12 protein-coding genes are annotated in these 14,716 nt (G+C 66.4%); 4 read left to right on the top strand and 8 right to left on the bottom strand.

Annotated elements, in window-relative coordinates; translation table 11 throughout:
- Positions 1–67: 67 nt before the first annotated feature.
- The 7 genes from LAD35_RS01335 to trpB form a co-directional block, all read right to left on the bottom strand.
- Complete coding sequence (locus LAD35_RS01335; RefSeq protein WP_224150976.1) at positions 68–1,102, bottom strand: ABC transporter ATP-binding protein; 1,035 nt, start codon at positions 1,100–1,102, stop codon at positions 68–70.
- A complete protein-coding gene (locus LAD35_RS01330; RefSeq protein ID WP_224150975.1) occupies positions 1,099–2,079 on the bottom strand; it encodes an ABC transporter ATP-binding protein in 981 nt (326 codons plus the stop codon). Before LAD35_RS01330 ends, LAD35_RS01335 begins: the two co-directional genes overlap by 4 nt.
- On the bottom strand, positions 2,076–2,996 hold the full coding sequence (locus tag LAD35_RS01325; RefSeq protein WP_224150974.1) for an ABC transporter permease: 921 nt from the start codon (positions 2,994–2,996) through the stop codon (positions 2,076–2,078). Before LAD35_RS01325 ends, LAD35_RS01330 begins: the two co-directional genes overlap by 4 nt.
- Entirely contained in the window at positions 2,993–3,967 is a 975-nt protein-coding gene (locus LAD35_RS01320; protein WP_224150973.1) for an ABC transporter permease, read from the bottom strand. Before LAD35_RS01320 ends, LAD35_RS01325 begins: the two co-directional genes overlap by 4 nt.
- Positions 3,964–5,439, bottom strand: a complete 1,476-nt coding sequence (locus tag LAD35_RS01315) for an NAD(P)-binding domain-containing protein (protein WP_224150972.1) — start codon at positions 5,437–5,439, stop codon at positions 3,964–3,966. Before LAD35_RS01315 ends, LAD35_RS01320 begins: the two co-directional genes overlap by 4 nt.
- Positions 5,436–6,452 (bottom strand): LysR family transcriptional regulator, encoded by a 1,017-nt coding sequence (locus LAD35_RS01310; RefSeq protein ID WP_224150971.1) that lies wholly within the window; start codon positions 6,450–6,452, stop codon positions 5,436–5,438. The genes LAD35_RS01315 and LAD35_RS01310 overlap by 4 nt, the downstream gene beginning before the upstream one ends.
- A gap of 182 nt (positions 6,453–6,634) precedes the next feature.
- The gene (gene trpB, locus LAD35_RS01305; RefSeq protein ID WP_224150970.1) at positions 6,635–7,840 is read right to left on the bottom strand and encodes a tryptophan synthase subunit beta; all 1,206 of its coding nucleotides are present in this window, start codon (positions 7,838–7,840) and stop codon (positions 6,635–6,637) included.
- 102 nt (positions 7,841–7,942) lie between these two features.
- Between trpB and LAD35_RS01300 the strand changes: the two genes are divergently transcribed.
- The 4 genes from LAD35_RS01300 to LAD35_RS01285 all read left to right on the top strand — a co-directional run bounded on the left by LAD35_RS01300 (position 7,943) and on the right by LAD35_RS01285 (position 12,772).
- A complete protein-coding gene (locus LAD35_RS01300) occupies positions 7,943–9,433 on the top strand; it encodes a DUF2868 domain-containing protein (protein WP_224150969.1) in 1,491 nt (496 codons plus the stop codon).
- Between the two features lie 17 nt (positions 9,434–9,450).
- The gene (locus LAD35_RS01295; RefSeq protein WP_224150968.1) at positions 9,451–11,037 is read left to right on the top strand and encodes a DUF3482 domain-containing protein; all 1,587 of its coding nucleotides are present in this window, start codon (positions 9,451–9,453) and stop codon (positions 11,035–11,037) included.
- Between the two features lie 136 nt (positions 11,038–11,173).
- On the top strand, positions 11,174–11,662 hold the full coding sequence (locus tag LAD35_RS01290) for a hypothetical protein (RefSeq protein WP_224150967.1): 489 nt from the start codon (positions 11,174–11,176) through the stop codon (positions 11,660–11,662).
- A gap of 171 nt (positions 11,663–11,833) precedes the next feature.
- Complete coding sequence (locus tag LAD35_RS01285; RefSeq protein WP_224150966.1) at positions 11,834–12,772, top strand: DUF6963 family protein; 939 nt, start codon at positions 11,834–11,836, stop codon at positions 12,770–12,772.
- Here LAD35_RS01285 and LAD35_RS01280 read toward each other — a convergent pair whose 3' ends face one another.
- The gene (locus tag LAD35_RS01280; RefSeq protein ID WP_224150965.1) at positions 12,773–14,695 is read right to left on the bottom strand and encodes an ABC transporter permease; all 1,923 of its coding nucleotides are present in this window, start codon (positions 14,693–14,695) and stop codon (positions 12,773–12,775) included.
- Between the last annotated feature and the right edge of the window lie 21 nt (positions 14,696–14,716).

The following is a 14,716-nucleotide window of genomic DNA, read 5'->3' as shown; positions in this document are numbered from 1 at the left end:
CCTGTTGAAATCGGAAAAAGGCGTTGGCGGTGTGGAACGGAATGGCGAGGGGCGCTGCAGGCGGCCTTCAGGCCGCGTCGTTGAGGTGGCAGGCGCTCAGGTGCTGGATGGCAACGCCCTTGAGCTGCGGCGCCTCCACCTTGCAGCGCGCCATGGCGCGCGGGCAGCGGGGGTGAAAGTGGCAGCCACCGGGCGGGTTGAGCGGGCTGGGGATTTCTCCCTGGATGGCCGAATAGGTGCGATGCCGCGCATTCATGTTGGGCACCTCCGCCAGCAGGGCCTGGGTGTACGGATGGTTGGGCCGCGCAAAGAGTTCTTCGACGGGCGCCGACTCGATCACACGGCCGAGGTACATCACCACCACGCGGTCGGAGATATGCTCGACCACGCCCAGATCGTGGCTGATGAACAGATAGGTGAGATGCAGCTGCTCGCGCAGATCCATGAACAGGTTCAGGATCTGCGCCTGGATCGACACATCCAGCGCGGCCACGGCCTCGTCGCACACCAGCATGGTGGGCTGCACGGCCAGCGCGCGTGCAATGCCGATGCGCTGACGCTGGCCACCGCTGAACTGGTGCGGATAGCGGCTGCGCAGGGCCGGGTCGAGCCCGGCGCGCTCCATTTGCGCGCACACATAGTCATCAAAGCCCGCCTTGTCGACCAGGCCGTGAATACGCGCGCCCTCGCCCACGATCTCGTCCACACGCAGGCGCGGGTTGAGGCTGGCATAGGGGTCCTGAAAAATCATCTGGATCTTCAGACGCACCGCGTGGCGCTCCTGCGCACTCATGCTGCTGATGGGTTTGCCATCGAACAGCACCTCGCCATCCGAAGCGGGCAGCAGGCCCGCCGCAATGCGGCCCAGCGTGGATTTGCCACAACCCGATTCACCAACGAGGCCTACCACTTCGCCAGGGCGCACGATGAGGTCGACATGGTCGACCGCACGCGTCACAGGGTGGGGCTTTTCCAGCCCCAGGCCTTGCAGCACGCGCCCTGCCAAGCCCGGTGGCTGCTCGCCAAAGCGCTTGCTGATCTGGCGCAGCTCCACCACGGGCGCAGTGGCAGGTAGGGGGGAGTTCGTCACAGTGGTATTCATGCGTGCTGCTCCAGCGCCGGATGGAAGCAGCGCACCAGGCGGCCTGCGACCGGCTCGGTCTGCTCGGGCTGCACCGTGCAGGCACCGGTGGCCCTTGCACAGCGGGCGGCGAATGCACAGCCGGGCGGTAGATGCAACAGGTTGGGGGTCATGCCAGGGATCTGCTGCAGGCGTGTGCCGCGCCGGTTGTTGGCAGGCAGGCTGCCGATGAGGCCTGCGGTGTAAGGGTGCAGAGGCCGGTCGAGTACCGCGTCCACATCGCCCTGCTCAACAATGCGGCCTGCGTACATCACAGCCACTTCGTCGGCAAGGCCCGCCACCACCGACAGGTCGTGCGTGATCCAGATCAGCGAGGTGCCGTGCTGGCGCGCGAGCTTCTGCACTTCAGAGAGTATCTGTGCCTGAATGGTCACATCCAGCGCCGTGGTGGGTTCGTCCGCAATGATCAGATCCGGCCGGTGCAGCATGGCAATCGCAATGGCCACGCGCTGGCGCATGCCGCCTGAGAGCTGGTGCGGGTAGGCCTGCAAGCGCTCATCGGGGCTGGGAATGCCCATCATGGCCAGCGTCTCGCGGGCGCGCTCGCGGGCCTGCGCCCGGCTCACGCTGGTGTGCGCGCGTACGGCCTCGATCATCTGCGTGTCCACGCGCAACACGGGGTTGAGCGTCATCATCGGGTCCTGAAAGATCATCGCGATGCGATTGCCCTGCAGGGCGCGCAGTTCGCGTGCAGGCAGCCTGGTGATGTCGCGGCCTTGAAAGAGCACCTCGCCACCGCTCACGCGGCCCGGGGCATCGACCAGGCCCATGATGGAAAAGCCCGTCACGGACTTGCCCGAGCCGGACTCGCCCACAAGGCCCAGGATACGGCCACGCTCCAGCGTGAACGACACATCGTTCACCGCGCGCAGCACCCCGGCGCGGGTGTCGAATTCGGTGCGCAGGTTGCGCACCTGCAGGGTGGGCGTGCTGCTCATCGTGTGTTCCTCGGGTTGAGCACGTCGCGCAGGCGGTCACCCACCAGGTTGATGGCGACGATGGTGACCAGCAGGGCAATGCCCGGATAGAAGCTGATCCAGTACTGGCCCGACAGCATGAACTGGTAGCCGTTGGAGATGAGCAGGCCGAGCGAGGGTTCGGTCACCGGAACGCCCAGGCCCAGAAAGCTCAGCGTGGCCTCCAGCGTGATGGCGCGGGCAATCTGCAGCGTGCCGATGACGATCAGCGGCGGCAGGCAGTTGGGCAGAATGTGGCGCACCATGATGCGCCAGCCGGGAATGTCCTGGCAGCGCGCGGCTTCCACATATTCGCGCCTGCGCTCCACCAACGCCTGACCGCGTGCCGTGCGGGCATAGTAGGCCCACTCCAGGATCACCAGCGTGAGCACCACGTTGCCCACGCCCTTGCCGAGGTAGGCCAGGATCATCATCGCCACCAGTATGGAGGGGAACGAGAGGATCAGGTCGACCAGCCGCATGATGATGGTGTCCGTCCGCCCGCCGGCGTAGGCGGCCAGCAGGCCCAGCAGCGTGCCCACGACGCCCGCGATGAGCGCGGAGCCCACGCCCACCATCAGGCTGATGCGCAGGCCGTACAGAATGGCGGAATACAGATCGCGGCCCTGGCCGTCGGTTCCCAGCATGTAGCGGAAGGTGTCCAGGCCGTTGGGCGAGCCCGGTGGCAGGCGGGCGTCGAGCACATCGAGCTGCTGCAGGTCATAGGGGTTCTGCGGCGTGATCCAGGGCGCCACGAGCGCAGCCAGAATCAGCACCACAGCCACCACCAGGCCGAACACCGCCAGGCGCGATGCCATGAAATCGGCCATGTGCTCGCGCCACGGCGAGGGCTGGCGCACGGGGGCGGCAGCAGAAGAGAGGTTGGCACTGCGGCTCATGCGACGGTCTCCAGGCGCACGCGCGGGTCGAGCACCTTGTAGAGGATGTCCACGATCAGGTTGAGCGTGACAAAGAGGCACACCACCACCACGAGGTAGGAAACGATCACGGGGCGGTCCAGTGCGTTGATGCTGTCGAGAATGAGCTTGCCGGCCCCGGGCCAGGAAAAGATGTTTTCGGTGACCACGGCAAAGGCGATGGTGGAGCCCAACTCCAGGCCCAGCACCGTCACCAGCGGAATCAGCGTGTTGCGCAGCACGTGCATGCCCACCACGCGCATCGGCGAGAGGCCTTTGGCGCGCGCAAACTTCACCCAGTCCTGCGGCAGCACTTCGCGCACGCCGGCGCGTGTGAGGCGGATCACCAGCGAAATCTTGAACAGCGACAGGTTGATGGCCGGCAGCAGCATGTGCCGCAGGCCATCGAGCGTGAGGAACGACCACTGCGCACCCAGAAACTCCACGGTCTGGCCGCGCCCGCTGGAGGGCAGCATGCCCAGCGACACGCTGAAGGTCATGATCAGCATCAGGCCGACCCAGAACGTGGGCAGCGAAAAGCCCACGATGCTGCCCGCCATGACGGATTTGGAAAACCAGTTCTCCGGATACAGCCCGGCGAAGAGGCCGAGTGGCACGCCCAGCAGCACGGCCAGTATCAGCGCCGCAACGGCCAGCTCCAGCGTAGCGGGCAGGCGCTGCAGGATGAGTTCGATGGCCGGCACGCTGTAGACGAAGCTCGCGCCCAGATTGCCGTGCAGCGCACCATTCAGAAAGCCCAGGTACTGGCGCCACAACGGCTGGTCAAAACCGAGCTCGGCAATGATGCGCGCGCGCTCGACCTGGTCCACATCCTGGCCGATGAGGATGTCCACCGGGTTGCCGATGGCGTGCAGGCCCACAAAGACGATCACCGTCATCAACAGCACCACCACCAGGGCCTGCGCAACACGGCGCAGCAGCCAGCCGATCATGACGCGCTCTCTTCCACGGTGCGCTGCGCGGGCGGCAGTGCGGCCGTCCACTCGTCGCCAAACACCTCCGGCTCACTGAAAGCCTGCAGCTTTTCGAAGTGCCACTCCACATCCTCGGCGTAGAGCGTGCTCGCAATGCCTTGCGCGAGGCGCTCTGCGCCCACGCTGATGGCCGGAATGTCTCCCGAGACCGTGCCGTGCGTGAGCGCAGCAGGGTAAGAGAACGCGTGGATGCGTTCCAGGCCCGGGCAGGCGCCTGGCGTTTTGGGCTGCAGCTCGAAGGCAGACCCGAGGTCGGGCGAGTCGGCCAGTTCCTGGTCGTCTTCCCCTTGCGGGTGCTCGAAGCGGTCGCTCCAGTTACGCACATGGGCGGCAAACGGCGCAAATTCGCTGCGCGATGTCCAGTCGATGCGAAATCCGGTGGAAAAGATCACGAAATCCAGGTGGAACACCCCCTTGGAGGTGTGCACGCGAATCTCCTCGCCTGTCCACTCCATGCGCTCAATGGCTGTACCCAGGTTGAAGTGGGCATGGGCGTTGCGGGATACGCGCAGCGTGCTGCCACGTGGCGGAGGCACCTGCTGCACATTGATGTAGTGGCGAATCTTCCATTTCCATGCGTCTGGCAGGCGCAGGTGGCCGTGGGTGAGGCCGGGACTGCCCGCACCCTTGCCCTTGTTCACGCGCGGAATGTCGCTGCGGCGGATCAGCAGTTCCACACTGGCTGCACCGCTCTCCAGCGCCGTGGCGGCGCTGTCCATGGCCGAGGCACCCGCCCCCACCACGCCCACGCGCTTGCCGGCGAGCTGGTGGTAGTCCATCGTGTCGGACGAATGCGCCCAGCGCTCGCGCGGCAGGTCGCCTGCAAACGCAGGCACATAGGCACCGCCCAGGCCGTCGCGCCCGGTGGCCAGCACCACGTGGCGGGCAAACACAGTGCGCTCACCTTCGGGGCTGTGCAGATCGAGCTGCACCACGCCATCACCGCGCGGGCGCACGGCCAGCACGCGGTGCTCGTTGTGCACGGGCAGCGCCAGCACCTTGCGGAACCAGCGCAGGTAGTCCATCCACTGCAGGCGCGGAATCTTGTCGAGCGCGTCCCAGGCCTCCAACCCGAACTGCGACTCGAACCAGGCGCGGAAGGTGAGCGAAGGCTTGCCCAGCGCCGGGCCGGTGAGCTGCTTGGGCGAGCGCAGGGTTTCCATGCGCGCCGTGATGGCCCAGGGGCCTTCAAAGCCTGCAGGCGACTGGTCGAATATCTCAGCCTGCACGCCCATGAAGCGCAGCGCCGCGCAGGCAGCCATGCCGGACATGCCGCCGCCGATGATGGCTACGGGCAGTACGGGTTCGCCATTCAACGTGGTCTCGGGCACCCAGTCCTTGGCGGGCAGGTCAAGCCAGGCCAGGTCCTGACGCACCCGGGCTTCGAGCGCGTCCAGCCCCTGGGGCGGCAGTATGGTGTCGTGGGTCATTCGTGGTTCTCAGAGGATTCGTGGGCGGCAGGCGCTGGCGGCTGGCCGGGCGGCAGCATTTCTTCCAGCAGCGCTGCGTGATCGCGCGCGTCGTGCAATACAAAACCCGGCAGCAGGCGCTGCGCCACATCGGTCAGGGTCTGGCAGAGCGCATCCATCGCCGGTGTGCAGGGCGCGGCCTGCTGGGTGACCACGCCGAATAGAAAGGGAATCTCGGTATCGAGCGGGCGTACCACCACGCCTTGCAGCGGCAGGCCCAGCGCAGTGACCGGCTCCAGCACCGATACGCCCAGGCCCGCACGCACGGCAGCAATGGCGTTGACCGAGGCATTGGTTTCCATGAACTGGGTCTTGCCGCGCTGCTCGCCCGGGCGCGCTGCCGCAAAGGCATCGTCCAGCCGGCCGCGCAAGCGGTAGGGGTTGGTCATGGTGATGAGCCGGCGCTCGGCCAGGGCCGCCAGAGGCACCACCGCCAAGTCTGCCAGCGGGTCGTCCTGCGGGAGCACGGCCACGCAGGCGGCACGGCCGATCCAGTGCACCTGCAGACCGCGATGCTCCAGTGGCAGGCTGCTCACGCCCATCTGGGCAGCACCAGTGAGCACGCCGTGCGCCACCTGCTCGGGCGAAGCGCTGCGCATCCGGATGTGCGAGATGCTGTCTGCAGCTTCTGCCTCCATCTGCGCCAGCGCTTGCGGCACCAGGCCCGCAGCCAGGGCTGGCGTGGCCAGAAGGTTCAGGGGCCGCTGGCTGCCCTGCGCGATCTCGCTGGCGCGCTGGCGGATGTGCTGCAGGCTCTGCAGCGCATGGGCAACATCCTCATACAGCAGAAAACCCTGCTCGGTCGGCGTGACGCGCGGGCCGTTGCGGCTGAAAAGTGCGTAGCCGATCTCCTGCTCCAGCTCCTGTACCAGGCGGCTGATGGCGGGCTGCGAGCGACCCAGCAAGCGCCCTGCGGCAGTCACGCTACCGGTGGAGATCACGGCTGCAAAAGCCTCGAGCTGACGGAGTTCCATCGTGTTGAATGCAAAAAATGAATTTTGAAGCCTTCAGTATGCATAATACAAATACTAATTTCACATATCCAAATACCTCTTGTGTATTTGCTGTAGCGTCCGCGACAGACGGGCCATGAAAAAGGGAGCCTTTCGGCTCCCCATCATCGGTGTTCTGTATACAGCGCTCTGCGCTGCCGCCGTTACAACCCCAGCTTCTGGGCGACGTAGTCCGCGTCCTTGTCACCCCGCCCGGACAGGTTGACCAGGATGTTCGCGCCCTTGCCCAGCGTGGGCGCCATGCGCATGGCCCAGGCCACCGCGTGGGAGCTTTCCAGCGCAGGAATGATGCCTTCGACGCGGGAGAGTGTCATGAAGGCATTCAGGCACTCCTTGTCGTCCACCGCCTGGTAGTCGACACGACCAATGTCCTTGAGGTAGCTGTGCTGCGGCCCGACACCCGGGTAATCGAGGCCCGAGGCAATGCTGTGCACGGCAGCGGGCGAGCCGTCGGCGTTTTCCAGCACGTAGCATTTCATGCCGTGGATTTCGCCGGGCTTGCCCACCGACAGGGTGGCGGCATGCTTGCCGGGCTTGTCCACACCCTCGCCTGCAGGCTCCACGCCAACGAGCTGAACCTCCGCGTCATCGAGGAACGCGGTGAAGATACCCATGGCGTTGGAGCCTCCGCCCACGCAGGCCGCCACATAATCAGGCAGCTTGCCGTGCCTGGCCTGGAACTGCTCGCGCGCCTCGCGGCCCACAATAGACTGGAAATCGCGCACCATCTTGGGAAAGGGGTGCGGGCCGACGACCGAGCCGATCGCATACAGAAAGTTGGTCGGGTCCTTCAGGTACTCTTCAAACGCGCTGTCCACCGCGTCCTTCAAGGTGGCCTGCCCACGCGTTACCGCCACCAGCTTGCAGCCCAGGATGCGCATCTTGGTGACATTGGGGTGCTCTTTTTCGATATCGACCTGCCCCATGTGGATTTCGCATGGAATGCCGACCAGCGCGCAGGCAGTGGCCAGCGCCACGCCATGCTGGCCCGCGCCGGTTTCGGCAATCACCTTGGTCTTGCCCATGAACCTGGCCAGCAGCGCCTCGCCCAGGCAATGGTTGATCTTGTGGGCGCCGGTGTGGTTGAGGTCTTCGCGCTTCAAGTGGATCTGCGCGCCACCCAGCTGCTCGGACATGCGCCGGGCGTGGAAGATGGGGCTGGGCCGGCCCACGTAATCCTGGAACAGGTGCTGCAGCTCATCCTGAAAATCCTGGCGCTGCACGATCTTGTCGTAGGCCTGGGAGATGTCGTCCATCGCCTGCTTCAGGTGCGGCGGCACCAACTGGCCGCCGTAGTTGCCAAAAAAACCGTCTGCATCGGGCATGGGCGCAAATTGCATGGTCGTCATCCTTTGTCTCTCTCGTTGGTGGAAATGGCTGGGTTAACCATCGTTGATACCACAGCGCAAAGGCCAAAACCTTGCAGGTTTTCCCGATGCCACAATAGGCCCATGAAAGCTGACGCCGTTCGCGACATCGTTTTTGCCCACGCCATGGAAACCGCTGCCCCAAGCGACGCCCTGCCCGATGCCGCACGGCGCGAGGCCATCACGCAGGAGGTGCTGCATGCGCTGGGCCAGCCCGCCACCGAAGGCCGGGCCGGCCAGGCCGCGTTCGGGCAGTTCCTGCAGACGCGGGCAGCGCACATCATTGCCGCCAGCAACCTGCCCGCCGATGTACGGCAGTTGTGGCAGGCGCCTCCCGCCATGGCGCGCTGGGCGCCTGCCGCCATCCTGATGGGGGCGCTGGTGGCGGGTTTCGTCAGCCACCGCATCACCGATCCGCACCGGGTCGATCTGCTGTCGCTCTCGCTCCTGGGCATCGTGCTGTGGAATCTGCTGGTGTATCTGTGGACGGTGCTGCACGGCACGCTGCGCCTGGCCCGGCCGCGCCGCCAGGCGATCGCGGTTCTGCAGCCCTCTCAAAGCGCCCCTGCAGCCACTGACACGCCCGGCGACGGCCCGCCCGGCTGGCTGCAGCGCCTGCGCGGCAAGGCCATGCCGGGGCTGCGCGGCACAGCCCTGCGCCTGATGGCGCTGGCCTTTGAGCGCAACTGGTGGCAGATCAGTCGGCCCGCACGCCATGCGCAGTGGCTGCTGTGGCTGCACCTGGGTGCGGCGGCCATGGCCGCAGGGGCGCTCGCATCGCTGTGGATCACCGGGCTGACGCGGGAGTACCAGGTGGGCTGGGAGAGCACTTTCCTGTCTGCCGGCCAGGTGCAGCAATGGCTGAACGCTCTGTTTGCCCCTACGCAATGGCTGCAGCTGACCAGCCCCTGGAGCCTGTCCGATATCCAGCCCCTGCAGGGCTGGGTGGCCAATGACCGCCCGGCTGCCACCGGGGCACAGCTGCCAGCCATGGGCGTTGGCGAGCGCTGGGTCTGGGCCTATACCGCGCTGCTGGCCGTGCTGGTGATCGTGCCGCGCCTCTTGCTGGCGCTGTGGCAGGGCCTGCGCTGGCGCTGGCTGGTCAGCCACATGGCATTGCCGCTGAACCAGCCCTACTTTGCCAGCCTGCAGCGTGATTTTGGCGGCCTGGCCACGCAACTGGTGATCGTGCCCTACAGCATGGAGATCACCCCCGAGCGCAAGGCTGCCGTGGAACACCATGCCGCAACGCTTTACGGAGCAGGGGCCGGCATCACCTGGCGCCCCAGCCTCGCCTACGGCGCTGCGCTGCCCGACATGGCCGCAGTATCACCCGCCCAAACGGTGCTGCTGGTCAACCTGGCCGCCACGCCCGAGGCCGAAATCCACGCCGAGCTGCTGGCCCAGCTGCATAAGCGGCATGGCAGCAGCAGCCAGCTATGGCTGTGGACCGCCGACTTCGCCGCGCGCAACAGCGGCGCTCCCCGGCGCCTGCAGGAGCGCGAAGCCCTGTGGCACGATTTTGCAAGCCAGAACGGCTTTACCGCGCACCTGGTAAGCGCCGCCAGCTCCTGATTTTGTAGTATTCATCCATGACAGCAGATACCGCAACGCCCTCCTCCGCCAACAACGATCAGTCCATCCAGTGGTGCCTGCTGTCGCACACCAACATTGGCAAGACCACGCTCGCCCGCACGTTGGTGGAAGGCGATGTGGGCGAAATCCAGGATGCCGCCCACGTCACCAGCGAATCGCAGCGCTACCTGCTGCAGCGCACGGCCCAAGGCGACACGCTGTGGCTGTGGGACACGCCGGGCTTTGGCGATTCTCTGCGCCTCTACAACCGCCTGCGCCAGCAAGGCAACCCGCTGGGCTGGTTCCTGTCGAATGTGTGGGACCGCTGGCGCGACAAGCCCTTCTACATGAGCCAGCGCGCCCTGCTGGCCGCGCGCGACCATGCCGATGTGATGCTCTACCTGGTGAATGCTGCCGAGGACCCGCAGGACGCCGGCTACTGGGCCAGCGAAATGCGCATCCTTCAGTGGATGGACAAACCCGTGCTGGTGCTGCTCAACCAGATCGGCAGCGACACCTCTGCCACGCAGACGGCCGCCGACCTGCAACGCTGGCGCGCGGCGACGACCGAGTTTGCAGGCACCGTCAAAGGCGTGCAGGTGCTCGACGCCTTCACCCGCAGCTGGTGGCACGAAAAGCAGGTGCTGGAGCGGATCACACCGCTGCTGCCCGATGCCAAGCAACCCGCCTACCTGCGCCTGCTGCACGAGCGCGCCAGCGCCCAGCGACAGCGCGAATCCGCCAGCCTGCAGGCGCTGGCCGAACAATTGCTGCATGCCGCAACCGCGCAGGAAGTGGCCGAGGCCGAAGACAGCAAGCTGTGGCAGCGGGCCTGGGGCAAGCTCGGCAATACCTTGACCCAGGTCACCCAAGCGGTGCGCGGCAAACCCGCCGCCGACGACGCCATCAGCCCGCAGCAGGCTGCTGCCATGCAGCGGCTCACGCAATCCCTGCAGCAGGCCGACATTGCCAGCACGCAAACCCTGCTTGCACTGCACCACCTCGACGGCCAGGCCGCCAGCCAGATCCAGCAGCAGCTCAAGGACCAACTCAAGATCAGCACGCCCATCGACCCGCAAAGCGCCAGCCTGTGGGGCGCAGTCACGGCGGGTGCTGCCACCGGCCTGGGCGCCGACATGGTGGCCGGCGGCATGACGCTGGGCGCCGGTGCACTCGTTGGCGCGCTGGTGGGCGCCATCACCTTTGCTGGCGCCGCCTGGGGCGCCAACAAGGTATTTGACCAGGAGGAGCAGCGCTTTCGCCTGTCGCCCGACTATCTGACGGCGCTGGCCAACCAGGCGCTACTCAAGTACGTGGTGATATCGCATTTTGGCCGGGGGCGTGGTCGCTATACCAGCCCCGGCGCACCCGTGCAGTGGAACGACGCTGTGCAGGCTGCCGTGCAGGCCCATGCCAGCCAGTGGCAGGCGCTGTGGGCGGCCATCGGCGCGCAGGAAAAGGATGCGCCCATGGCCGATGCCACCCGCAACGCTCACCTTCAATCGCTGCAGCTCCTGCTGGGCGAATGCCTGCAGCAGGCGCTGCAGACCCTGTATCCAGGCCTTGCCGACGTGCCCCCGGTGTCGCCAAGTGCAAACAACTGACAGCCGCCTGTCGACGCACACCGCGCTTGCACTTGTTTTTTGCATGCCGCAGGCGCAGCATGGCATGGCCTTTGGGTGCAGCAGTTGCCCAGCACCTGGCAATTAACAGCCTTCACACCGATAACAGGAGTGCTTTATGCGCAATACATGGAAAGCTTGGATCGCCACCGTCGCCCTGTGCGGCACCGCCGCCGCCTTTGCACAAACCCCAGCCGCCGCTGCGGCGCCCGCCGCCGCCAAACCCGCTGCTGCCATGCAGACCTTCCTGTGCAAGGATGGCACCAGCGTGCAGGCAGAAACCTCCAAGGGCGCATGCAAGGGCCACAAGGGCATTGACAAGAGCGGCGGCGCCAGCGCTGCACCCGCAGCAGAGTCAAAAGCAGTACCAGCAGCCGCTGCACCTGCGGCAGCCGCTCCCAAAGCAGGAGCAGTACCGGCGCCCGCCAAGACCGCAGCCCCTGGCGGCGGCGCAGGCAAGGTCTGGGCCAACAACAACACCAAGGTCTACCACTGCCAGGGCGACCGCTACTACGGCACCACCAAGAATGGCGAATACATGAGCGAGGCCGACGCCAAGGCCAAGGGCATGCACGCTGCCAAGGGCAGCAAGGCCTGCAGCGCCTGAGTCGCTCCCGGCTCCCCCTTCCCGAACCCCACCAGCGCCCTGCGGCCATACGCCCAGGGCGTTTTTTCTGGCCTCGGCACATGTAAACACGTTCTAAGGGCAGCGCCTGCTGTTCAGCCCCGCCGTTCTTTGCGATGATCTGCGCTTTGCACACACCAGAGCAGGGGTGGAATGACTTTAGGAATCGCGGCCCACGGGCCACAGGCGGGCGCCGCCGTGCGCCAGGCGGTGATCGCGGCGGAACTGCTGGGCCGGGGCGAGATCGGCGGCTTTGCGGTGTTTGCAGTCATCGATGCAGCTGGCCAGGTGCACCATTGCTGGGGCCAGCAGGGCGGCATCACGGCGCTGCAGATTCCACCTGTATGGCTGGCAGCCACGCACGCCGCAGTCATCACCAGCGGGCCCGAGCGGCCCGAGCCACTCATGCAATTTCTGCCGGGGCGCGACGGTGTGGGCCTGGTCACCGGCCACCGCCTGCCCAACCGCCCCGGCGCCATTCACCAGGAGCCGCTGAACCAGCGCGTGCTCGCCCTGCTGGCCACCGGCATACCCCCCCAGGCAGCCGTCGATCAGGTGCTGGCCGCCCACCCCCAGGCCGATGCAGGCTTGATCGCCATCAATGCACTGGGCCAGATCGGCTGCGGCAACAGTGCGCGCGTGCAGCAGCGCGGCGATACAGGCGCAGGCCTATGGCACAGCACGGATGAGGCGCAGGCTGGCTTTGCATTTCTGCACAATGCCATCCAGCCCGCACCGGCGGTGGCGGAATGTGTGCAAAGCATGCTGCGCGCCGTGCTGGACCAAACGGGGCACCCTGCCCGCTACCAGATGCTGCAATTGACGGATGTCATCCCAGTGGAGCCCGCTGCCGCCGACGCCGTGTACGTGGATGCGCAATGGCGCGTGGAGCGCGTCGCGTCGGCCGACCCCTTCATGGCGCAGGCGCGGCAGAACATCACCTTGCTGCCGCTTGCCATGCCCGTATGGCAAGCGGGCCGCTGCGTGGGGCGGATGGCTACAGAGCTGTTCGCCCAGGTGGCCCATGGCCGGGCTACGCCAGCGGCTGCGGGTATCGCCAATCTGGCCCTGGTGAAGCTTCAGCCCCGCTAGCTAACGGGGAAGCCGGGCCTCGCCCCGCGCTTTCCACCAGGCGCTCCACTGCGCGGCGTAGCCTGCAATGCCCTGCGGGAAGATCAGCACCAGCAGCAAAATCACGCCGCCCAGCGCCGCGCGCCAGTAATCGGTATTGCGCGCCAGCGCATCGTGCAGCCAGGTGAAGCTGAACGCGCCCACCACCGGGCCCACCAGGGTCTGCACACCCCCGAGCAGCACCATCACCAGCCCATCAACGGATTTGGCCACCGACATGGTTTCCGGCGAAATGCTGCCCTTGGAAAAAGCAAACAGCGCGCCCGCCAGACCGGCCACCCCGGACGCCAGCACAAAGCCCAGCCATTGCACCTTGGCAACCGGAATACCGATCGCCTCGGCCCGCAGTGGTGAATCGCGCCCGGCCCGCAGTGCATAGCCCAGCGGGGCGTACAGCACGCGCCACAGCCACAGCACGCCTGCGGTCACCAGCGCCAGTGTCAGCAGGTAGAACCAGCGCTTGTCTTCCAGCCAGGCGGCAGGCCACACACCCGTCAGGCCATTGCTGCCGCCAGTGACGGAATCCCACTGGAAGGTGGTGGCCCAGGTGATCTGCGCAAAGGCCAGGGTCAGCATGGAAAAGTACACCCCGGTCAGCCGCACGGCAAACCAGCCAAACAACAGGCCGCCCGCGGCAGCGGCCAGGGGCGCCAGCAGCAGCGCCAGTTCCATGGGCAAATGCAGCGCCGACAGCAGCAGGGCCGCGCCATAGGCGCCCAGGCCAAAGTAGGCCGCGTGGCCAAACGAATACAGACCCGCAGGACCCATGAGGAAATGCAGGCTCGCGGCAAACAGCGCTGCAATCAGCAGATCGACCAGCAGCACCAGCGTGTACGAATCGGCCCCCACCACCCACGGCAGCGCCAGCAAGCCCAGCAGCAGCACCCCGCCCGCGGCCCAGAACGCCGGCTGCAGCGGGTGCAGGGGTTGTTCGCGCAGGCCCTGCGTGCGGCTGGCCGCCTGCGGCTTGCCAAAGAGGCCCCAGGGCCGTACCACCAGCACCACGGCCATCACCAGAAAATCCACCATCAGGGTCAGCTGCGGAAAGGCCACATCCACCCCGGCAATCTGTACCACGCCCAGCCACACGCAGACGGCCTTGACCACCGACACCAGGAGCGCGGCCACGAAGGCGCCGGTGAGCGACCCCATGCCGCCCACCACCACCACGACGAAGGCCGAGCCGATGGTCTGCAGATCCAGCTCCAGCGTGGCGGGCTCGCGCGGCAGTTGCAGCGCGCCGCCCAGGCCTGCCAGCGCCGCGCCCAAGGCAAACACTGCGGTGAACAGCCAGGCCTGGCGCACGCCCAGCGCGCCCACCATCTCGCGGTCCTGGGTGGCAGCGCGCACCAGCATGCCAAAGCGTGTCTTGTGCAATAAAAGCCAGGTAGCGCCCAACACCAGAGGGCCAGCTGCTATCAAAAATAGATCATAAGAAGGAAACGCGCGCCCCAGGATATCGACCGCGCCGCCCAGCCCCGGCGCGCGCGGGCCCAGCAGTTCATCAGGCCCGCACAGCCACAGCACCGCGTCCTTGATGACCAGCACCAGCGCAAACGTGGCCAGCAGCTGAAAAAGCTCTGGCGCCTTGTAGATGCGGCGCAGCAGCAGCACCTCCACCACCGCACCCAGCATCCCCACACCGAGGGCGGCGAGCGGAATCGACAGCCAGAACGCCCAGCCTTCGCCCCAGGTTGCCAGCGGCAGCAACGCCTCGGCAATGGCATAGGCCGCATACAGCCCCACCATGTAGAACGAGCCATGGGCAAAGTTGACGATGCGGCACACGCCAAAGATCAGCGACAGACCCGCCGCCACCAGAAACAGCGACGAAGCCCCCGCCAGGCCCCCCAGCAGTTGAACCAACAGGCCGGAAAAACTCATGGCGTCCGTTTCCGCGCAACG

It is taken from the genome of Comamonas odontotermitis, assembly GCF_020080045.1.
GTDB classification, from domain to species: Bacteria; Pseudomonadota; Gammaproteobacteria; order Burkholderiales; family Burkholderiaceae_C; genus Comamonas; species Comamonas odontotermitis.
This window is presented reverse-complemented; position numbering and strand designations above follow the sequence as displayed.